Genomic DNA, 20,309 nt, shown 5'->3' on the forward strand with positions numbered 1-20,309 from the left:
CCCACTTTGATTCATGCTCGATACGCAGTACATAAGGAGATTACAAGGAGTTTATAGAGGAAGAACTTATAAATTTAATTATGTAACTCTACACAAATACTTATCAATTAAAGGATTTCAACTTTTACGCGGGTTTTGTCGGCGGATTCGAGACAGTTCTCGCAGAGGCCTGTCCAGACTCCTTCGGGGTAGGCGAATTTGAGGAGGGGGCGGAAAACCCGCACCGGGTTAACGGTGGGGATTCCGCGTCCGCAAAAAAAGAAAATCTCCCGACAAAACTTCCTGTAATTTTGAGATGTTGTGAGCTGACCAACCTGAAATCATCAAATAGAGGCAGAAAAACTGAAAAAAGTAGTAATACAAAAAAGAGGGAAGGGTGTTGACCCTTTACCTCCAGTAATTTATTTTTGCTGCTTCCTCAATAAGTAGAGAACAGCCAGAAGTCCTGAAATCGCAAATGCGATTTGGAATCCCGGAATCTTGTTCTCTTCTGCATCACCCTCTGTATCTGAAGCTTCAGATTCTTCAGGAGCATTTGTTAGCTCTGAATCCGCCAAGTTTTCAGCGGGTTCTGCTTCTTCGGGGGATATATCTACATTTCGAACATCCCGAAGTGATTCATCTCCTTCTTCAGCCTCCTCTATCTCAGCAGAAGTCGGTGTAGATTCTGCGGGAATTATCCTGGCACTTCCCGTTCCTTTCCCACCTCTGTGATCTCCTTTTCCTTTTTCTTCCATGATTGTTTTTGTTATAGCTGTTGCATTGACCCATGTCTCATCCACATTCCCGTAAATGTCCACAGTATGCGTACCGATTGTGTAACTCGTTTCGGGTTCAAGCCCTGTGGTGTTGAAGTATTCGGCAGAGGTGTTAGTCTTGAAGATTCCGTTCAGGTAGATTTCGGTGTGGGATAAGTCGGGGTCTGGGGGGTTGTTCCAGGTGAAGTTGATCCAGGTTGAGCCGGAACTTGATTCAAGATTGCTAACCGCTGTACTACCGGTTATTATGGTTTGAATAGAATCAGGCTCTCTTGTTTCATCAATTGTCCCATCGCCATCCGTATCAATCATCATCTCATATTTTTGTGTTGTGAGGTTGATCGGGATAGTAGCAACAGCGTTCTTAGTCAACGGCACGAATTCATAAACTACTTCGGTAATTCCTGAATCGGATCTCTGTTTTATAGTGAAATTGAAGTGCTGCTCTTCTGCAGAATTTAGCTCATTCTCTGAAAAATTTGCCCTGATTTCAAAAACATATTCTTCACCGGTATTGTAAAGCAAAATTGTTTCAGGAGCGCTGTAATTAGTATTATCATATAAGGTAACAGTGTAGCCACTGAAATAGAATGAATCCGGAATATGCCTGTCAACTTTTCCGGAGGAAGGACCTGTACGCCTGCCTTTTGAATCATAGGCACTTAAGTCCGCAGGACAATTTAAAGACCCGGAGATCATATCTGGTCTTTCAAGAGTCAGCTCTACCGGCTGTTGTATAAAGATATCCCCTTCTTTGAATTCTATTGTCCTGTAACCGGGTGCAAAATATTCACTGTGTTTGGCAAGGCTCTGGGTCTGTACAAACAAAGGGAATTCATTTAAAGGAAATTCATTTAGAAGAAGTTCATTTGCAAAAAAAGGCGTTCCTGCTGAATCAATGATATGGGACTGATGAGTATGGCCTGAGATTACGAGTTTCACATTGTAATCTTCACAGTAATCTATAAATTGCTCTCTGTTAAACGCAATGCAACCATCGTTCCCACCGGGCTCAGATTGGGGAAGTCCGGTACCATCCGGGTTTTCATCATCGACTGAGGTGCATCGAATTGCCGGATGATGCATAAAAATAATTTTAGGCTTATTTCTATCCAGTTCTTTTAAAGCATCAATTTGAGTATCATTGAGACCGAATGATTCGGGAGTGGGATCAAATAATTGACCCCAACTCAAATAATAAGCATCGTAATCGGATAACGAATCAAGGCCTATAAACATGTAGTCGCCGACTTCTATTGAATAATCATTGAAGTCATCGGAAAGATAATTTTTTCTTCCCGGCAGCAACGGTTCTACTCGTTCATTATACTCTTCAAGGTCATCAATTATACTTCCATTTGAATCAATAATAGCCTTAGTCCGACGATCATGGTTTCCAGGTACACAAAGAACTCTTTCCGTACAATTATTTATTGAAAATATTCCATTCCAGAAATCATCAAAGTATTCCTCTTCATTATACTCAACCAGGTCACCGGTCACAAGAATTAAGGAATGGGACGGATCTAATTGATTTGTGGCAAGAATAGCCTCTGCAAAATATTCTCTTTTTTCATCCGGAGTTTCTTCACCCGCAAATAACCTTTGAGGCATTCCCATGTGAATATCTGCGAAATGAACTATAGTAAAATCGTTAGAAGAAACAGAATTACATTCAGAAACAACAGAACTAGACACAAGAATGTTATTTCCATCAAACTCTCCTATATTTCCAACAACTTCAAGATTTATTTCTTCTGCAGAAGTAACACTCATAAGAAACAAAAAGAAAATAACTGTCGTTAAGTAAACTCTTTTGTAATTAATGTTCACTTAAAAACCTCCAAAAATAATAAAATAATTTCTTAAACTAATTCTACTCAGCTTCCGTATTTTCAGGCACATCGATGTCTCTTGATGTAGAATAATGCGCTGAAATTTAAGCAAGTTGTCCCTTTTGCGGGAGTCAAAATCGACATCAATTGGAACTTCCGACTCTCCCACATTATAACAAATATACATAAATAATTTTTTAAAAAATTAGATGATTAATTAAAAAGAGTTATAAAAATCAAATTATGTACGGATACCCACCCTAAACAAACATTTAGACAATTGCTTCCAATGGCATAAAAATTCCTTCCAAAAGAAGAAATGATTTATCGATCAGAAGGAACATAAAAAAAAGTGCAAGGGTTTACTTCATCCCCGACCTGAAGATGAGGTATTCATGATATTCAGCATTCTCGCAGTAATAAAAAAGATTTGAAAATAAAGAAATTAGGGGAGAAAAACTCCCTTCACTTCAAAATTCTCTTTTTTGAAATTCAAAATCAAAAAAACATTACTTATCCTCATGAATTTTTATAGATCCTCCTTGAAGTTCCGTCGTTGGCTCGGCAGTATCCTCTGCACCCAGCATGTTGTCATAAACGATTGCATCAGTGCTTTTGTCCCAGATCTTTATCCTGAACAGGTCAACATCGGTGCTCGGTGTGAGTCCGGCGTCGATGGCAGTTAACATGAAACCATATTCGCCTTCCCCATTGATTGTGCCCGTGCCCTTATATTGTGCACGCGCTCCGGCAATTACCAGCCAGTCGTATTCATCCGAATGGAAATTCAGGTCTGCTACCTGGAAATTGAATTGAGTAACACCGATTGGTACAGTGGCTCCTTTCTTGTATTTTGAAACGAAACCAAAGTTGGCAGTGCCTACGAGAGTTGGGTCAGGTGCATAGGCTTCCTCTGGAGAATTAATCCACCCACCACCGGTAACAAATCCTCCTTCTGGATCATAGATGACGACGTAGTTGGAAACTGAGTAATTAGACCCCAAATCATCGTCCGTGACTGTCAGGTTAATTTGATAGATGCCTGCAGAAGAATAGATATGCGTCCCGCTAACTGTACCTGAAACACCGCTTTCGATTACGATTCCACCCGAACTGGTGCCGTCACCCCAATTCCAAACTGCTGTGTGTGTGTCATTGGTTCCAATATCCGTGAAAGTAGAGTTAACCGTTATTGACGTTCCAAGCTGTATCGGATCAATTGTGGAATTGATTTTACCAACAACAGGAGCAACGTTATTAACCGTAACTAAGGTACTTGCAGATCCTTCACCTGTATCATCATCTGTTGCACTTACAATCACCATGCAATTATCAGATGCTGTGCCGCTCGGGTCATCGTCCATGTACTGGTGACTCTTACTAAACTCAGTATTGCCTGAAGAACAGTAGAATGTAGTGGAAGTCCCATCTCCCCAGGAGATTGCAACTTCGAATGTATCGACAACACCCGGATCAGTGATGGAAACAGTAACTGTTGCAATACCGTTTTCGTCAATTGTATCCCCGGTTGCGGTAATGATTGGTGCAACATTATTTACAGTAACTGTGAGTGTACCGGTTCCAACACCACCGTCATCATCAGTAACAGTTAACGTGACTGTGTAAACCCCATCATCTACGTAAATATGAGACGGAGTTAAAGAATCTGATGCCTTTTTGCCATCACCAAAGTCCCATTCGATTGTATGAGTGTCAACACTGCCTGCATCTGTAAAGATACCGGAGAAATCTATGAGGTCTCCTTCATTCACAAATACGTCAGCACCTGCGTCTACCTCTGGGACAGCGTTATTTATAGTAACATTAAGGCTATCAACAGAAACTCCACCGTCATCATCCTGAACTGTGAGAGTAACAGCATACACCCCATCATCTGCATAGGTATGTGAGGGGGTAAGGTCTCCAGCAGCTGTTGAACCGTCTCCGAAATCCCAGAGAGTAGTATGTGTGTCGAAAATCCCAGGATCATTGAAACTTCCGGAGAAATCAACGGTATCACCTTCAAGTGCAAAGAGGTCATCTCCTGCGTCCACCTGGGGAGGAACATTTATTACTGTGACTGTAAGGAAATCGGTTCCAATACCACCATCATCGTCAGTAACTGTTAAAGTTACTATGTAAGTACCGTTTTCCTCATATGCGTGAACAGGGACTAGTGAACCGGAAGCATTCGTTCCGTCACCAAAGTCCCATTCGATTGTGTGAGTGTCAACAACACCACAATCTGTGAAACTACCTGAGAGAGAAATAACTGAACCTTCATCAGAAATCTGGTCAGCACCAGCATCGACTGAAGGAGCAACGTTAGTAACGGTAACATTAAGTGTATCAGTACCAATATCGCCGTCATCATCAGTGACTGTTAAGGTAACTTCATAGATTCCATCATCCTCATAAATATGAGAAGGAATCAAAGAGCCTGAAGCATTGGTTCCATCGCCAAAGTTCCATTCAATTGTGTGAGTGTCAGCAACACCACAATCTGTGAAACTACCTGAGAGAGAAATAACTGAACCTTCGTCAACAATCTGGTCATTTCCAGCATCAACTTCAGGTGCAATGTTGTTAACCGTCACTTCAGCAGTAGCGGTATCATTTAGCCCTTCTTCATCTGTCACCCTAAGCAAGACAGCCCCAATATAATCATCATCCCAGGTATAAGTGGCATAAGGTTCTGAAGATGAGATATCAAATACTCCGTCGTTGTTGAAGTCCCATTCATAAGTGAGTAAATCGCCGTCAGGGTCAGAAGAAGCCGAAGCATCAAAGCTTATGGGTGAGCCCTCGTATGCTTCATAAGGTCCACCTGCATTCGCTACGGGTGGATTGTTTTCAGGTACTCCAAACATATCCCCAAGTGTGATTACAGCTATATCTGCTCCTCCTGTCGGCCACTGATGACCACAGAAGACTATTTTCTTCCCATCGGGACTCCAGTGTGGAAATGCATCATGTACCCCAGCATTATAAGTAAGTCTTACCTTATAGCTCCCATCCAGATTTCTTAACCAGAGGTCAGGAGTACCTCCATCATTCGAAGCGTAAACAATATATTGACCATCGGGACTGAAACTTGGATGCCATTCACCATATGGAGTATTTGTAAGTTGAATTTGACTATTACCATCAGAATTTATCATCCATAGATCGTGTTTAAGGAAACTTTGATCTCCGGCACTGTATATAATTTTAGAGCCATCAGGAGTCCAATCTTTTCCAGGTCCTACGTAGGATGAAGTTCCAAGGCGATATTTTCCACTCCCATCTGAATTCATAATCCACAATTCAGAAGGATTATCCCAATAACTTTGACGATATGCAATTTTTGTTCCGTCTGGACTCCAATAACCGTCAGTATCTATATTTGAAGAATCTGATGCAAGAGGGGTTACCTTTCCATCATTAACATTAACCTTGTACAGATCAAACCAGTGACCACCGGATTTTGTGTACAAAAGTTCGTTTCCATCCGGACTCAAATCGCTAAAAGTAACAAGCATCCCTTCTCCGATACCTGTTCTATGCTGGTCACTTCCATCAGCGTTCATTATATAAGAGTCACGATCATTCCAAAAAACCCTGGTCAATGCATACATGATCTGACTTCCATCTGCAGTCCAGACCGGGGAATGTTCTTCCTCTGCGCGATCCGTCAAAAAAGTGATATCCTGCACAACTTTATTCGAAAATGATAGAATAACACTCCCGGAGTTGTCATTAAAATTTTCATCCGGAATAAATACTCCAACATCACCAGGATCATCTACCACGAACGAAATTTTACTATCAAGTCCATTAATTGCGTAATAATTCTGACCATTTACAATAATAAAGGCGTTAAAACGGAGAAAATCATCAGAACTTAGTTTATATCCTTCTCCAGTTAATTCTACAGAATACTCTCCCGGTAAAAGTGATGCTTTAGAATAACGATCTGCATACAAGATCGTATTAATTTTACCATCGACTGTTAATGTCTTGGTATCGGGACCCTCAAAAGTGAGCGTGATACTTCCAGAATTATCAGGAGTCCAGCTATCAGCTACGTACGCTTTTACTGGATCTTTTCCAACGTCCACAAAAATTTCTTCCCCATACTCATTCATGGTATAGAGTTTATCCCCTGACTCGATCAGAACATGATACCATGGTGGATTTCCACGATCGTAAGGTTTCCATCCTATGCCGCCAACAGATACCTTATATGTACCTTCAGTTAAGGAAATCGTTGCAGGGTATTTACTGTACCATACCCCAGAATCTGAAAAAGGCAAAGCATTATTCTTTCCATCGACAAATACTTCTGTAGATTCAAAGTCTTCTGCTGAAGCTAAACTACAAGCTATTGTTCCTATTAAAACAAGAGCCATTGAGAAACAGACTAGCTTATTAATCTCTTTCATGAGTTAAAACCGCCTACATACTATGTATATAAAATAAGTACATAATAAGTAAAATATTTCAAATAGTTTGATAGAAGAAAATTAGATAAAAGTTTTGTTTTTTAGTGAAAAAGAATAAAATATCGAAATATAAAAAGATACAACTGTCCTTGATATTGATAATGAAACAAAACAGTCGAAAAAATGAAATAAAAAATTAACCAACAGGCGCTTTAGCAGAAAGTACCCGCCGAAAAAACAAAAAAAAGAAAAGCCGCTTTAACAGCAGCTTAAACCTCACTTAATGATGCCCGTGTCCCGCGTACTGTTCCTTTTTGAACTTGACGTAGGTTTCACCGGCTGCATCCAAACACTTCTTGCAGAGCATGGCGTCTTCAGTCATGACACCTTTTGAGAAGTTGGGGATATGCAGTTCCACGGGGTAGAGGTCGGTTTTTGTCCCGCAGAGTTTGCATTTGCCGGGGGTACCTGCAAGTTCTTCTTTTTCCACTTTTACGCGGGTTTTGTCGGCGGATTCGAGACAGTTCTCGCAGAGGCCTGTCCAGACTCCTTCGGGGTAGGCGAATTTGAGGAGGGGGCGGAAAACCCGCACCGGGTTTACGGTGGGGATTCCGCGTCCGCATAGATCACAGTCTGCCATATCTTTTCCTCCTTATTTTATCTCCTTAGACCAGTACACTTGCTGCTTCGAGAGCCCACTGCACGAAGGGTTCGGGCCAGATTCCGATTACCAGTACGCCTGCCACTGCGAGCAGGAGAGCGAGGGCATACGGGAAGGGAGTTCCGATCTTTTCGCCTTCAGGGGGCAGGAAGTACATGTACTTCACGAGCCGTGCGTAGTAGAACAGGGAAAGGGCACTGTTCAGGATGGCGATCACAGCCAGCCAGGTCATGCCTGCCTGAATGGTCGAGGAGAAGAGCACGAACTTGGCCATGAAACCGGCTGTTGGCGGGATTCCTGCAAGGGCAAAGACAAAGACCATCATTGCAAAGGCAGCGATTGGCATTCTCTTGCCAAGGCCCCTGAAGCTGTCAAGGTGGTCGGGGACTTCCAGGTTGCCTCTCTTTTCAGAGGTCACCATCCAGACCACGGCACCGGCTGCTATGAATGCGCCTGCCTTCATGAAGGCGTGGGCAAGGGCATAGAGGATGCCGCCTGCAAGAGCCATTGGGGTCATGACCACGAAAGCCATTGCAATGTATCCTGCCTGGGCAAGGGATGAGTAGGCAAGCATTCGCTTGACACTGGTCTGAGACACTGCGACCACGTTTCCGAAGGTCATGGTGACAACAGCCAGGATCGTGAAGGCGAGCTGCCAGTCAGGCTGGAGGGCGATGAGAGCCACGATAAAGATCCTGAAGGCTGCCACGAAGCCCATCTTTTTGGAACCTGCCGCAAGGAGGGCGGACACAACAGAGGGGGAACCCTGGTAGGTATCCGGAGCCCACATGTGGAAGGGCACAAGCGCCATCTTGAAGCCGAAACCTGCAATCAGCAGGACCACTGCCACAAGCCCGATCGGGTTGTCCACCAGAAGGCCGCAGTTTGCAGCGATCAGGGGGATGCTGGTCGTGCCGGTTGCTCCGTAGACGTAGGTAAGCCCGAAGAGCATCAGGGCAGCTGAGACCGAGCCAATCACGAAGTACTTCATGGAGGCTTCAAGGGACCTCGGGTTCTGCTTCTCGTAGCCTGCAAGGGCGTAGGTTGCAAGACTTGCAAGTTCGAAGGCGCAGAAGAGCACGATCAGGTCGTTGGCCGAAGCCACGAACATCATGCCGAAGGTTGCAAAGAGCACCAGGGCATAGAACTCTTCGGTGTGCTCGCTGTCCTCGTTATACTTAATGGCAGCTACCGAGACCAGCAGGGCGACTGCCAGGAAGACCAGCTTGAAGAACTGGGAAAGGGCATCGATACTGACCGTTCCCGAGAACATCACCGCTTCGGTCCCGAAGCTTGCGACCGTAAGACCGAGAGCAGCCAGGACACCGAAAGTTGCCAGGTAGCCGAGCATGTTCTTGGCCTGGGGGGACATGAAAATCCCCGTGACCAGAACAAAGAGGCCGGTAACCGCAATTGCGATTTCAGGTGCAAGTAACATAAGGTTTACCATTTTTCACACCCCCGCTGCAGCCGCCAGGCTGACTATTGCTTCCGAATTAGTAATCATCATATCAAGCACCGGACTCGGGTTCAGGCCGAAGTAGAGCACCAGGAGGGCGATCACGGCCATGGAAAAGACCTGGAGGGAGTTGATGTCCTTCACGTCCCCGAGCTTCTCATTATACACTCCGAACATTGCCCGCTGCATTGCCCAGAGGTGATAGCCAGCGGTAATCACGATTGCCAGGAGAGCTATCACCACAAAGCCAGGCAGGTTCGCGAAAGTGAAGGTCAACACCAGGAACTCGGCAATGAAACCGGTCAGCCCGGGAAGGCCAAGCGAAGCCATGAAAGCAAGCATCATGATAACTGTCAGCTTTGGCATCTTCTGGGCAAGCCCGCCAAGGTCGTTGATGATCCTTGTCCCTGCACTGCTGTGGATGGCGCCTGCCGACATAAACAGGATTGCCATAATCAGCCCGTGAGAGAACTGCTGGAACATTGCGCCTGAGACCGAAAGGGCGACGAGGCCTGCAGCACCGAGGGTCACGTACCCCATGTGGCTCACACTGGAGTAGGCGATCATGCGCTTGAGATCCTTTTGCCTGAGCGCCAGGAGAGCTCCGTAAAGGATGCTGACCGACCCGAGCAAGCCCATCAGAGCAATGAGCAGGTCAGGGCTGCCTGCGTTCGGGAGCATGGGGAGCATGATCCTGAAGAGCCCGTACCCTCCGATCTTGAGCAGGACAAAAAGCACGCTGCCTGCGGTGGGGGCTTCGGAATAGGCATCCGGAAGCCAGGAGTGGAAGGGGAAGGACGGGATTTTTGCCAGGAACCCGAAGAGAAGCGCCAGGAAGATGGCGTCTTTCAGCATTCCGGACTCGAAGAACTGGTACTGGGAGATCAGTTCCCTGATGTCAAAGGTGGGCACTCCGGTCTGCTGCCAGGAGGCATAGAAGATCCCGAAGATCCCGAGGAGCATCACCAGGGAGGCCACATGCGTGTAAATGAAGAACTTGTAGGACGCATGAGCCCGCTTTTCTCCTCCCCAGATGTTCACCATGAAGAAGAGGGGGATCAGGGTGAGTTCCCAGAAGATGTAGAACATGAAGAAGTCAAGGGACACGAAGACCCCTATAACTGCTGCCTGCATGGCAAGGATCAGCCCGTAGAACCTGTTAGGGGCTTCTCTGTCCTCGCTCCAGGAATAAACAACAAGCAGCGGAATTACTATCGCATTCAGGAGGATCAGGGGCATGGAAATGCCGTCAATCCCCACGGTGTAACTGATCCCGAGGGAAGGAATCCACTCCATCGACTCAAAGAACTGCATGGCAGCCGTGCTGCTGTCAAAGTTCATGTAGGCGTAGAGGGTGATCCCAAGCGTTACAAGCGAACCGAGCAGGCCCATTCCTGCAGCCTGTTCTTTCGTTTTTGTGAAAAAGGTCACTGCTGCAAAAATCAGCGGCACCAGAATCAGCAACGATGCTACCGGCAGCATTAGAGCACCTCCATTATCAACTTAACAAGTATTATCAACAGGCCCACACCCGCAATCACGACGGTTGCATAGGTCTGCACGACCCCTGTCTGCACCCGCCTGAGTGCATCGGCTGCTGCGACTGTGACGATTCCGATTGCTTCCACAATGCTGTCAATAATCACGTCAACTACCTGTCCCAGGAAGGCTACAATGCCGTAGACCACACCGATTGAGAAGAATTCAGTGAAGATCTCGTGCTGGTAGTAGCGCTTGTAGAGCAGCTTGTAGACAGGGTTCTTCATAGAAGCCACAGCTCCGAGGTCCACTGCCTTGAGGTAGTAGAGCACGAAGGAAATCCCGAGGCCTGCAAGGGCAATAATCACCGGCATCCAGAGGATAAGGAGCGGCTCGTGCCCTGCGGCATGGACAATTTCGTTTCCTCCAAGCCCTGCAAGGCTTCCGATGTCCACATTTACAAAACTGTTTGTAAAGGTTTCCTCAAGGAACCCCATGAAACCTGTCCTGGTAAGCCCACCGAAGACAAGCGCAAGGACTGCCAGGATGCTGAGCGGAATGGTCATCACGGACGGAGACTCGTGCCCGCCGTAGTTGCTCCTTGGCTTTCCTGCAAAGGTCATGAAGATCAGCCTGAAGATGTAGACTGCGGTCAGGAGCGCGGCCACTATTGAGAAAATGTAGGGAATCCAGTTGCCGCTGTGTTCTCCAAGCAGGTAAGCGTTCTCGATTATTGGGTCCTTGGAGAAGAAACCGCTTGTCCCGATTGAAGTCCCCGGAATCCCGAAACCTGCAAGGGAAAGGGCTGCAGCGGTCATTGTAGCTGCGGTTATCGGCATGACTTTCGCAACGCCTCCGAGTTCCCTCATGTCGTGGGTGCCCACTGCGTGGATCACACTTCCGGCACAGAGGAAGAGAAGCGCCTTGAAGAATGCGTGGTTGATCAGGTGGAAGAGGGACACGCCCACTGCCTCAAGCCCGACCGCTGCACCCAGACCCAGGGCCAGCATCATATACCCGAGCTGGCTGATGGTTGAAAAGGCAAGCACACGCTTGAGGTCGTTCATCACAATGCCCATGGTGGCTGCAAAGAGAGCTGTAAAGCCTCCGAAGTAGGCAACTACCATCAAAGAGTCGGGAGCTGCAATAAACATCGGGAAGGTCCTTGCGACCAGGTAGACCCCCGCAGTAACCATTGTTGCTGCATGGATGAGGGCTGAAACGGTTGTCGGGCCTTCCATTGCGTCAGGCAGCCACACATGGAGCGGGAACTGCCCGGATTTTCCTACTGCGCCTCCGAAGAAGAGCAGAGTAATAATAGTAAGGTGGCTCACTTCAAAGCCGAGGAAGTTTGCCTGCATAGCCGAGAGTTCCGGGATATAGCTGAAGATCTCGTCAAAGCGGAGCAGGTATACCCCTTCGGTGAACCCGCCTGCAAGCTTCAGAAGGTCGGCGGTGAGCACGATAATTCCTGTAAGGAACATCACATCTCCGATCCTGGTGGTCAGGAAAGCTTTCTTGGCTGCGGATGCTGCCGAGGGTTTTGCAAACCAGAACCCGATCAGGAGATAGGAACAGAGCCCCACCAGTTCCCAGGAAACGAAAAGCTGCAGGATGTTGTCCGAAAGGATCAGGGACAGCATTGCCGCGGTGAAAAGAGCGGTTTCTGCAAAGTACCTGGGTTTAGCAGGGTCGTGGGACATGTAGCCCACTGCATAGATGTGGATCAGCAGGCTCACAAAGGAGACCATGCAGAGCATGACTGCAGCCAGGGGGTCTATTAATACTCCCAGGTTTAGCACTGCAAACCACGAAACGGACTGGCTGACAACCTCTTCCGGGTTTGCCAGCAGGCCCAGGGTAATCATTAAAGAGATTACAAAGGAGGCGGCAATGGCTGCTATCGGAATAATTGCCCCTCCCGAGGGCAACTTCTTCCCGAAGAAGAAGGTGATTACAAACGCAAGTGCCGGAAGCACCGGGATCAAAAATGCAAGTTCTTCCAGTGCCATTTTTACCACCTCAGAAGGTTAAGTTCGTCAAGGTTGATCCTGTCATGCATCCTGTAGATTGCCATGAAGATCGCAAACCCGATCGCTGCCTCAGCGGCTGCCAGGGCAATGGAAAACAGGGCAAAGACCTGTCCGTTCAGGGTATCCGTGTAGCTTGAGAAAGCCACAAGGTTCAGGTTTGCGGAGTTGAGCATGAGTTCGATGCACATGATCAGCCTGATACCGCTTTTATGCGTCATTACGCCGTAGAGCCCGATAGAGAAAAGCAGGGCTGCAAGGCCAAGGTAAAAGTTTAAGGGAATCATTTGCTGCCCTCTCCTTTTGCCATATAGATTGCCCCTATCAGGGAGGCTAACAGGACGATTGACATAATCTCGAAGGGAATCACATACTGGGTGAAGATCAGCATCCCCAGGCCTTCAACGTTACTCGGGTCAGCCGGATTTTCGGGCAGTTCGGACACGGTGTTCCAGGAAGTCCCGAAAGTTCCCAGGACTACAACGGCCAGGAAAAGCAGGACCACTGCAAGGGCTGCGGGCCGGTTAATCTGCATTGGAACTACCTCCGAGTTCACGCTTGGTAAGCATCACGGCAAAGAGGATCAGCACCCCGATAGCTCCGATATAGACCAGCACCTGGACAACTCCGAGGAACTGGGCGTTCAAGAGGAGATAGAGCGCTGCCACACCGAACATGCACATGATAAGGGCAAGCCCGGCTCTCACAACATCCTTTGCGATAACCACAAAGATTGCGAAGAAGACCGTGATTACGGAAAAAAGCCCGAAGGCAGCCATTTCAACAAAGGCTCCGATCGTTTCAAGTCCGATCATCTCTCATCACCTTCCGCAATATCGACTTCCCTGGCAAGTTTGTCAGGGGTCATGAGCATGTCTTTGTGAGTCCACTTAACAACGCCCTTACAATATTCCTTCCCGCTGGAAAGTGCACCTTTCGGGCACTGGTCAATGCAAAGCCCACAGAAGAGGCAGTGACCGATATCAATTTCCGGGAACCAGCGCTGTTTTCCACTGCCCGGCGCAATAGGAGCTTTTACGATCCTTATTGCGTTGTTCGGACAGGTGTTGGCACAGATCCCACAGCCAATGCATTTGCTTTTGTCGAGGATCTGGAGCCCCCTGAACCTGTCAGAAAGCGGACTTTCCACTTCGGGGCACAGCCTGGTTACGCGTTTCTTAGGGATGTTTTTTAGCGCATATTTGATATTTTTAAGAACCATGCTTTCACACTCCCAGATAGAGCCCAAGGCCCACTGCCCAGGCAAGGTTCAGAAGGGATAAGGGCAGCAGTCTTTTCCAGCTCAGGTCTACCACCTGGTCGATCCTGTACCTCGGAACGGCCCATCTCATCATGACGATAGTACACAGGACAAGGGCAGTTTTAAGAAGCAGGAAACCTGTGGGGGCAATCAGGCCCAGCACCGGGTTGCTTGCAACAAAAGCCGGCACGTTCCAGCCGCCAAGGAAAAGAAGCGCCACAAGGAAAGAGCCCAGGATCATGTGGATATACTCGGCAAAGAACCCGAGCCCGAAACGCATTCCGCTGTATTCGGTAACCCATCCTGCGACCAGTTCTTCTTCAGACTCGTTCTGGTCGAAAGGAAGCCTTCCCATATCAGCCATAAGGGCAATAAAGAAAACAACAAATCCGATCGGCTGCAGGAAAATGTTCCAGACAAGCCCCTGGCCCTGAGCGATTTCCACGATGTTCAGGGACCCGGTCATAACAGCAACACTGATAACCGTAATTCCGAGGGGGACTTCATACCCGACCATCCGGGCAAAGTTCCTGAAAGCCCCGAGCAGGGAATATTTGTTGTTCGAACCGTAGGACATCATGAAGATCCCAAAGATCGAAATAGAGGACATTGCCTCGATGTAAAGGATACTGATATCCATCTCGGTGACTGCCAGCGGGTATTCGACGCCGCCTATGAAGACCGCTCCCACGGGGATTGCAACAAGCATCAGGAAAACCGAGCTCATCAGGAAAATAGGGGCATTGTCGAAAAGAAGGCGGTCAGCGTTCTTCGGCCTCAGGTCTTCTTTAGTAAAGAGCTTGATAGCGTCAGCCACGAGCTGCAGGAGCCCGAACTTGCCTACTCTCATAGGGCCGTACCTGAACTGGATGTCGGCTGAGAGTTTACGCTCAATCCAGACCGCACCCATTGCGCCCAGGAAAATGGCACCAACAAGAGCAAGGCCCACAACCCCGCGGATCCAGGGAATAAAAGGCACTATTAATTCAGGAATTTCGATCATTAAAATCACCTGTCCGCTTCACTGGTACATCCGTCCATACTGCCTGAAATCGCTGCCACATCCGCAACCGTCGTACCTATGATAAGCGGAGGCAGGGCCTGTAGAGTCGGGAAATAAGGTCCTCTTACCTTTACCCTATGCGGCTTGTCCGAGCCATCGGAGACCATGTACATCCCCATTTCTCCCCTGGGGTCTTCCACCCTGTGGAACACCTCTGCTGGAGGCACTCTCATAACAGGAGTCCTCCTGCCATAGGGTGAGTTTACGGGGAAAATCGGCCCGTCAGGGATCCGGTCAAGGCACTGTTCGATGATGTAGATGCTTTCCCGCATCTCGTTAAGCCTTACCCGCACCCTTGCAGCGCAGTCCCCTGCGGTCTCGGTGCAGACCTTAAAGTCCAGGTCCTCATAGACAAGGTAGGGCTCGTTCTTCCGGATATCGAAAGGAACACCCGTTGCCCGGAGCGCAGGCCCGGAAACACCCAGGTTCTTTGCAACATCTGCGGTAAGGATACCCACACCCTCGGCACGTTCCCTGTAAATAGAGTCCGTCGCAAACATTTCCTCGTAATCGTCAATGACCTTCTTGAGGTTGTTCAGGACAGGAAGGGCTGTTTCCTTGAAGCCTTCGGGCAGGTCGTCGCGCACTCCTCCGAACTTCAGGTAGGTGTGGGTGACCCGGGCTCCGGTAACCATGTCGATAAGAGTCAGGATATCTTCCCTTTCCTTAATCGTGTACATGAACATGGAAACAAAGCCGATGAATTCCCCGTACTCTCCCATGCCGAGCAGGTGGCTCTGCAGCCTGGAAAGTTCCTCTATAATGACCCTGATATACTGGGCCCTTTCGGGAACCTCGATTCCTGCAAGTTTTTCCACACAGCCTACAAAACATTCCTCGTTAGTCAGGGCTACCAGGTAGCAGATCCTGTCCACGATAGGGATTCCCTGGAGGTAGGTCTTGCTTTCCAGGATTTTTTCAATACCTTTGTGAATGTAACCCAGTTCCACATCAGCATCCACCACGGTTTCCCCTTTCAGCCTCAGGTTCAGTCTGAAAGGTCCGGGCTGCATAGGATGCTGGGGGCCCAGGTGTACGATCATCTCATTAGGTCCAACCATTTCTTCCATTTTTCACCCCTCACACAAGGTTTCTGGCTGTCTTGTTCGGGAAACCCTCGTAGTCTTTCCTGAGAGGCCACTCGCCCAGCATCTCTTCAGGAAGCACCAGGGGCCTTAAGTCAGGGTGGTTTTTGAACATGACCCCGTAGAGTTCGTAGGTTTCTCGCTCGTACCAGTTTGCGTTCCAGTAGACCGGCACGACTGACTCGATTTCCGGGTTTTCCCGGGGAAGTTTTGCCTTCAGCATAAGGACCACAGGGTGCTCATATGAAGCGATGTGGTAGACAACTTCGATTTCCCCACGCTTCGGATAGTCAACTCCGCAGACGCTGCAGAGGTGGTCAAAATGAAGGGAATCCTTAAGGTACTGGCAGGTTTCCTTTGCCTTTTCCGCAGCCACGTATGCCCTTACGCGAATTTCGGATTCGACCTCGGATTCGGAAATTGCCTCCGGAAATTCACTGGTCAGTGATTCGATAATTGTTCTGGCATCCATTATTTTCCCTCGAATAATTCAAAACCGTTAGAAAAACCTCAATAGTCCGTTCCCAGGTCTTTCTTGGCTTTGATTTTTTCCTGGAGCTCCACGAACCCCTGGATCAGGGCTTCAGGCCGCGGAGGGCAGCCGGGAATAAACACATCGATGGGAAACATCTCATCGATGTTCTGTACCGTGCTGTAGGATTCGTAGAACGGGCCGCCGCTGATAGAGCAGTCCCCCATGCAGAGAACCCACTTTGGAGCCGGCATCTGTTCCCAGAGCCTCTTCAAAGCCGGCAGGTATTTCTTTGTCACGTAGCCACTGATGATCATGACATCCGCATGCCTCGGAGAGTTCCTCGGAATGATTCCGAAGCGGTCCGTATCATAGTGGGCACAGCCCGTAGCAATCATCTCCACCCCGCAACAGCCCATGGGCTGGGTCATGAACCAGAGCGAGTTTTTCCTTCCCCAATTTATAAAGTCCTGAGCTTTGGACTTCTTGAGGAAGTTGTGGATCGCACTGGTGGTGGTAGTGATTACCCCCGGGATTTCGTCATCCGGAGTGTTTTTTATATCACTCGTTTTTTTCGCCTTCACTTCACCCATGTAAGGGCCTCCTTCTTCCAGAGATAGAGGTATCCGAAGAGCAGCACGAAGATAAAGACAAGCATCTCGATTACTGCGACTGAAGTGATCCCGTGCCCTTTGTAGACCGTGGCCCAGGGATAGAGGAAAAGCACCTCAATATCAAAGAGAACAAAAGCAATCGCATAGAGATAATACTCAACATTGAACTGGATCCTGGCAGTCCCGGTAGGGACGGAACCTGATTCGTATGTTGTGTATTTGTTTGCTGCCTTGCTCCTCGGACTCAGTTGCTTTACAATAAACATCGTCATGGGCGGCATAATCAACCCAACGGCGAGAAAGATTGCAACCGGTATGTAGCTATCGATTATTCCAGACATTGTATCACCTTTTAAAGTGCGGCAATCTGAAACTGCAGCATTTTATGACCTGGATTCTATAGGGTTTTCGATATTCCTGAGAAAAATCTGCATCTTCAGGAGAGAGGGTTTCCAGAACCCGAATTCAACCAAATGCAGATCCCATCGCAGAGCCTATCATAATACACCTGTACTTCGGACCGGGTTTTTTGAAAAAACCTGACTCAGTACGAAACAGGCATCTGATTTTTGGGCTGTGAAAAGATGCTTTTCAAAGCCCGACCATTTGAAATAAATTACCGGAAGTTAAGGAAAAATTCCTCCTTCGGCAAAGTGGTCAAATTGTCATGAGATTATTATAATTAATAATTAAGATTCCAAATAACCACTATTTATTTCTGCAATGAATCAGGGGATATTTATAGGTATGTGCTAGATAATTAATATTATATAAATATTAAGTTTAAATATTTGAAAGACTGTGTGAAAAAATAATTTTACAGAAAATTGACATCGGTAAAGCAAGATCTAGCCCCCTAAATTATATATACAGCATAAATATGATATTTACAAACAAATTTCACCCCATATTAACCAAATAAATTAACCCTTCAGACAAGATTTTTTAAAGAGACGATCGAGAAATATATATAGCTAATAATTATTTTAGTGGGCATAAAAACCCCCCAATACATTACAAATAATAATGACAAATCTGGCCTCTGAAACATCCCGGAACCGAAAATAATAAAGAATCTTCTATTTACCATGCTACCCCGACACCCCTCGCAAGACGGAGGATGGATTTCACCAGCACATCAATGGGCTCAGCCCTGAGCTGCCTAAAGGCACGGCAGATATAATATAGGCAGCAAATCATAAAGCTTCAACCGAAACTCCTGCAGCTTCAACCGAAACTCCTGCAGCTTCAACCGAAACTCCTGCAAGAAACCCACAGGAACCTACAGGAACTAAACAGGAGTACCTATAAGATATTATAATCAAATTGATATAAATAAATGATATATCATCAACCACATAAATATGGCAGATGATAAGTTTTTCAAAGAGCGGGTCAGCTTAACTGTCCCCGGTCAATCCGGACAAACGGACATTTAAAACGTGGTCAGAAACTTAAAATATGTCCCGCCCTTTAAGCCTCCTCCCGAGATTCAAACTTGATCCTGGTATTCAAACTTCCCCGGCATTCAAGCTTAATCCCGACATTTAAGCCCCCTCCCGGAATTCAAACTTTTCCGGGATTCAAGGCTTATCCGAACAAAAAAGAGACCAAACGTCATACCAATACTTTATAATAACTCCTTTCATGATAGGAAAGCTGGTGGAAATCGTATGAAAATTAACGATAACTGTGTAGGGTGCGGACAATGCACATCCTTTTGCAGGCAGGGCGCAATAGTGGTCAGAGGAAAAGCCCGGATAACAGATGCCTGTGTGGAATGCGGGATATGTGCCCCCTACTGCCCCGTAAAAGCCATAGAGGTGCCGGTATGAGAGTAATAGTCATCGGTGCCGGGCTGGGTGGGCTCCTGAGTGCCGCCAGGCTTTCTAAGGCAGGAAATGCCGTTGAAGTATTCGAACGGCTCCCGATTACAGGAGGCAGGTTCACGAATCTTGAGTATAAGGGCTTCCAGCTTTCCAGCGGAGCTTTCCACATGCTCCCCCACGGCCCTGGAGGCCCCCTAGCCAAACTCCTAAAAGAGATAGGAGCTGACGTCAGGATCGTACGCTCCGAAAAGACTACGATCCGCCTACCCCTGAAGAAAGGGGATGCCGACTACAGGCAGGGATTCAGGGACATTCCTTTCAACGAGTTCCAGAAACCGCTCTCCCACAGAGACCGCCTGAAAAGCGCTTATCTGATCGTTAGCACAAGAAAGGACCCACCCGAAGGGAGCACTCTTAAGGAATGGATAAGATCCCAGGTCAAAGATGAATGGCTGGTGAAGCTTGCGGATTCCTTCTGCGGCTGGTCCCTGAGTATGAGAAGCGATGAGGTCTCCGTGGAAGAAGTCTTCGAGATCATTGAAAACCTTTACCGCTTTGGGGGCCCGGGCGTGCCCATGGGCGGCTGCAAAGGTATAACCTGCGCTCTTGAAAAGGTGATCACGGCAAACGGCGGGACAATCAACACGAAAACCGAAGTCTCGAAGATCCTGGTGGAAAACGGAAAAGCGGTAGGAGTTGTGGTGGACGGTACGGAACATAGAGCCGACCTCGTAATAAGCAACATAGGCCATGCCGCAACTGCCGGGCTCTGCGGTGAAATCCTCTCCGAAGAAAAAAATGCCGAATATCTCAGGACCCTTAAAACCCTGCAACCCTCAGCCGGCATAAAAATCTGCCTTTCCGCAGAAGAACCCCTGATAGGGCACTCCGGAGTGCTGCTGACCCCATATACAAGGCGCGTAAACGGGATCAATGAGGTCACCCAGGTGGACCCGTCCCTTGCCCCTCCCGGAAAGCACCTGACCATGTCTCACCAGCATGTGGCTCCGGAAAATGTAGGGAAACTTGAAGAAGAAATCGAAATGGGCCTCCGGGACTTAAAAGAGATCTTCCCGGGCAAAAAATACGAAGTCCTGCTCATCCAGTCCTATCATGATTCCTGGCCCGTAAACAGGGCGTCCTCGGGAACTGACCCCGGCAACAATACCCCAATTCCGGACCTCTACGTCGTAGGAGACGGAGCCAAAGGAGAAGGAGGAATCGAAGTCGAGGGAATAGCCCTTGGAGTTGCCAGGACCATGGAGAAAATTCTTGGCTGAGTCCCATCCTTAAAAATTTCACACTTAATAATCACATAAAAAACCCGGAACCGAAGATT

At 47.7% G+C, this 20,309-nt stretch carries 19 protein-coding genes; 2 read left to right on the forward strand and 17 right to left on the reverse strand.

The window, feature by feature from the left end:
* Window positions 1-107: 107 nt before the first annotated feature.
* The 17 genes from fpoO to ACSAZK_RS04730 all read right to left on the reverse strand — a co-directional run bounded on the left by fpoO (window position 108) and on the right by ACSAZK_RS04730 (window position 18,499).
* On the reverse strand, window positions 108-266 hold the full coding sequence (fpoO, locus tag ACSAZK_RS04650; protein WP_440957101.1) for a F420H2 dehydrogenase subunit FpoO: 159 nt from the start codon (window positions 264-266) through the stop codon (window positions 108-110).
* A gap of 135 nt (window positions 267-401) precedes the next feature.
* Window positions 402-2,591 carry a metallophosphoesterase gene (locus ACSAZK_RS04655; protein ID WP_440956236.1) on the reverse strand — a complete coding sequence of 730 codons (2,190 nt, stop codon included), beginning with the start codon at window positions 2,589-2,591 and terminating at the stop codon, window positions 402-404.
* 511 nt (window positions 2,592-3,102) lie between these two features.
* Window positions 3,103-7,017: a PKD domain-containing protein gene (locus tag ACSAZK_RS04660; RefSeq protein WP_440956237.1), complete on the reverse strand. Its 3,915-nt coding sequence runs from the start codon at window positions 7,015-7,017 to the stop codon at window positions 3,103-3,105.
* A 280-nt stretch (window positions 7,018-7,297) separates the two neighbouring features.
* Window positions 7,298-7,657: a F420H2 dehydrogenase subunit FpoO gene (locus ACSAZK_RS04665; protein ID WP_440956238.1), complete on the reverse strand. Its 360-nt coding sequence runs from the start codon at window positions 7,655-7,657 to the stop codon at window positions 7,298-7,300.
* Window positions 7,658-7,682: 25 nt separating this feature from the next.
* On the reverse strand, window positions 7,683-9,128 hold the full coding sequence (fpoN, locus tag ACSAZK_RS04670; RefSeq protein ID WP_440956239.1) for a F(420)H(2) dehydrogenase subunit N: 1,446 nt from the start codon (window positions 9,126-9,128) through the stop codon (window positions 7,683-7,685).
* A gap of 3 nt (window positions 9,129-9,131) precedes the next feature.
* Window positions 9,132-10,619, reverse strand: a complete 1,488-nt coding sequence (gene fpoM / locus ACSAZK_RS04675) for a F(420)H(2) dehydrogenase subunit M (protein ID WP_440956240.1) — start codon at window positions 10,617-10,619, stop codon at window positions 9,132-9,134.
* The gene (gene fpoL / locus ACSAZK_RS04680) at window positions 10,619-12,628 is read right to left on the reverse strand and encodes a F420H2 dehydrogenase subunit FpoL (RefSeq protein ID WP_440956241.1); all 2,010 of its coding nucleotides are present in this window, start codon (window positions 12,626-12,628) and stop codon (window positions 10,619-10,621) included. Before fpoL ends, fpoM begins: the two co-directional genes overlap by 1 nt.
* Before the next feature lie 2 nt (window positions 12,629-12,630).
* Window positions 12,631-12,933 carry a F420H2 dehydrogenase subunit FpoK gene (gene fpoK / locus ACSAZK_RS04685; RefSeq protein ID WP_048178121.1) on the reverse strand — a complete coding sequence of 101 codons (303 nt, stop codon included), beginning with the start codon at window positions 12,931-12,933 and terminating at the stop codon, window positions 12,631-12,633.
* Window positions 12,930-13,181, reverse strand: coding sequence for a F420H2 dehydrogenase subunit FpoJ (gene fpoJ, locus ACSAZK_RS04690; RefSeq protein WP_440956242.1), 252 nt, complete (start codon window positions 13,179-13,181; stop codon window positions 12,930-12,932). Before fpoJ ends, fpoK begins: the two co-directional genes overlap by 4 nt.
* Window positions 13,171-13,461 carry an NADH-quinone oxidoreductase subunit J gene (locus ACSAZK_RS04695; RefSeq protein WP_440956243.1) on the reverse strand — a complete coding sequence of 97 codons (291 nt, stop codon included), beginning with the start codon at window positions 13,459-13,461 and terminating at the stop codon, window positions 13,171-13,173. The genes fpoJ and ACSAZK_RS04695 overlap by 11 nt, the downstream gene beginning before the upstream one ends.
* The gene (gene fpoI, locus ACSAZK_RS04700; RefSeq protein WP_440956244.1) at window positions 13,458-13,868 is read right to left on the reverse strand and encodes a F420H2 dehydrogenase subunit FpoI; all 411 of its coding nucleotides are present in this window, start codon (window positions 13,866-13,868) and stop codon (window positions 13,458-13,460) included. Before fpoI ends, ACSAZK_RS04695 begins: the two co-directional genes overlap by 4 nt.
* A gap of 4 nt (window positions 13,869-13,872) precedes the next feature.
* Window positions 13,873-14,910: a F420H2 dehydrogenase subunit FpoH gene (gene fpoH, locus ACSAZK_RS04705; protein WP_440956245.1), complete on the reverse strand. Its 1,038-nt coding sequence runs from the start codon at window positions 14,908-14,910 to the stop codon at window positions 13,873-13,875.
* A 5-nt stretch (window positions 14,911-14,915) separates the two neighbouring features.
* The gene (gene fpoD / locus ACSAZK_RS04710) at window positions 14,916-16,040 is read right to left on the reverse strand and encodes a F420H2 dehydrogenase subunit FpoD (RefSeq protein WP_440956246.1); all 1,125 of its coding nucleotides are present in this window, start codon (window positions 16,038-16,040) and stop codon (window positions 14,916-14,918) included.
* A gap of 10 nt (window positions 16,041-16,050) precedes the next feature.
* Window positions 16,051-16,527, reverse strand: coding sequence for a F420H2 dehydrogenase subunit FpoC (gene fpoC, locus ACSAZK_RS04715; RefSeq protein ID WP_440956247.1), 477 nt, complete (start codon window positions 16,525-16,527; stop codon window positions 16,051-16,053).
* A 38-nt stretch (window positions 16,528-16,565) separates the two neighbouring features.
* Window positions 16,566-17,120, reverse strand: coding sequence for a F(420)H(2) dehydrogenase subunit B (fpoB, locus tag ACSAZK_RS04720; protein WP_440956248.1), 555 nt, complete (start codon window positions 17,118-17,120; stop codon window positions 16,566-16,568).
* Window positions 17,108-17,482, reverse strand: a complete 375-nt coding sequence (fpoA, locus tag ACSAZK_RS04725) for a F420H2 dehydrogenase subunit FpoA (protein WP_440956249.1) — start codon at window positions 17,480-17,482, stop codon at window positions 17,108-17,110. Before fpoA ends, fpoB begins: the two co-directional genes overlap by 13 nt.
* 855 nt (window positions 17,483-18,337) lie before the next feature.
* Window positions 18,338-18,499, reverse strand: a complete 162-nt coding sequence (locus tag ACSAZK_RS04730; RefSeq protein WP_440956250.1) for a hypothetical protein — start codon at window positions 18,497-18,499, stop codon at window positions 18,338-18,340.
* Window positions 18,500-18,814: 315 nt separating this feature from the next.
* Between ACSAZK_RS04730 and ACSAZK_RS04735 the strand changes: the two genes are divergently transcribed.
* Both ACSAZK_RS04735 and ACSAZK_RS04740 read left to right on the forward strand, forming a co-directional pair.
* A complete protein-coding gene (locus ACSAZK_RS04735; protein WP_440956251.1) occupies window positions 18,815-18,976 on the forward strand; it encodes a 4Fe-4S binding protein in 162 nt (53 codons plus the stop codon).
* Window positions 18,973-20,250, forward strand: a complete 1,278-nt coding sequence (locus ACSAZK_RS04740; protein WP_440956252.1) for a phytoene desaturase family protein — start codon at window positions 18,973-18,975, stop codon at window positions 20,248-20,250. The genes ACSAZK_RS04735 and ACSAZK_RS04740 overlap by 4 nt, the downstream gene beginning before the upstream one ends.
* The last annotated feature ends 59 nt before the right edge of the window (window positions 20,251-20,309 follow it).

The sequence above is a fragment of the Methanosarcina sediminis genome (assembly GCF_052056915.1).
Lineage (GTDB): Archaea > Halobacteriota > Methanosarcinia > Methanosarcinales > Methanosarcinaceae > MTP4.

Excerpts from the sequence above, each read along its gene's own strand:
- ACSAZK_RS04695 (WP_440956243.1), bottom strand. The coding sequence starts at position 13,461 with ATGATCGGACTTGAAACGATCGGAGCCTTTGTTGAAATGGCTGCCTTC.
- fpoA (WP_440956249.1), bottom strand. The coding sequence starts at position 17,482 with ATGTCTGGAATAATCGATAGCTACATACCGGTTGCAATCTTTCTCGCC.
- fpoM (WP_440956240.1), bottom strand. The coding sequence starts at position 10,619 with ATGCTGCCGGTAGCATCGTTGCTGATTCTGGTGCCGCTGATTTTTGCA.
- fpoK (WP_048178121.1), bottom strand. The coding sequence starts at position 12,933 with ATGATTCCCTTAAACTTTTACCTTGGCCTTGCAGCCCTGCTTTTCTCT.
- ACSAZK_RS04735 (WP_440956251.1), top strand. The coding sequence starts at position 18,815 with ATGAAAATTAACGATAACTGTGTAGGGTGCGGACAATGCACATCCTTT.
- ACSAZK_RS04740 (WP_440956252.1), top strand. The coding sequence starts at position 18,973 with ATGAGAGTAATAGTCATCGGTGCCGGGCTGGGTGGGCTCCTGAGTGCC.
- fpoN (WP_440956239.1), bottom strand. The coding sequence starts at position 9,128 with ATGGTAAACCTTATGTTACTTGCACCTGAAATCGCAATTGCGGTTACC.
- ACSAZK_RS04665 (WP_440956238.1), bottom strand. The coding sequence starts at position 7,657 with ATGGCAGACTGTGATCTATGCGGACGCGGAATCCCCACCGTAAACCCG.
- fpoB (WP_440956248.1), bottom strand. The coding sequence starts at position 17,120 with ATGGGTGAAGTGAAGGCGAAAAAAACGAGTGATATAAAAAACACTCCG.
- ACSAZK_RS04660 (WP_440956237.1), bottom strand. The coding sequence starts at position 7,017 with ATGAAAGAGATTAATAAGCTAGTCTGTTTCTCAATGGCTCTTGTTTTA.
- fpoH (WP_440956245.1), bottom strand. The coding sequence starts at position 14,910 with ATGATCGAAATTCCTGAATTAATAGTGCCTTTTATTCCCTGGATCCGC.
- fpoI (WP_440956244.1), bottom strand. The coding sequence starts at position 13,868 with ATGGTTCTTAAAAATATCAAATATGCGCTAAAAAACATCCCTAAGAAA.
- fpoD (WP_440956246.1), bottom strand. The coding sequence starts at position 16,040 with ATGGAAGAAATGGTTGGACCTAATGAGATGATCGTACACCTGGGCCCC.
- fpoC (WP_440956247.1), bottom strand. The coding sequence starts at position 16,527 with ATGGATGCCAGAACAATTATCGAATCACTGACCAGTGAATTTCCGGAG.
- fpoL (WP_440956241.1), bottom strand. The coding sequence starts at position 12,628 with ATGGCACTGGAAGAACTTGCATTTTTGATCCCGGTGCTTCCGGCACTT.
- fpoJ (WP_440956242.1), bottom strand. The coding sequence starts at position 13,181 with ATGCAGATTAACCGGCCCGCAGCCCTTGCAGTGGTCCTGCTTTTCCTG.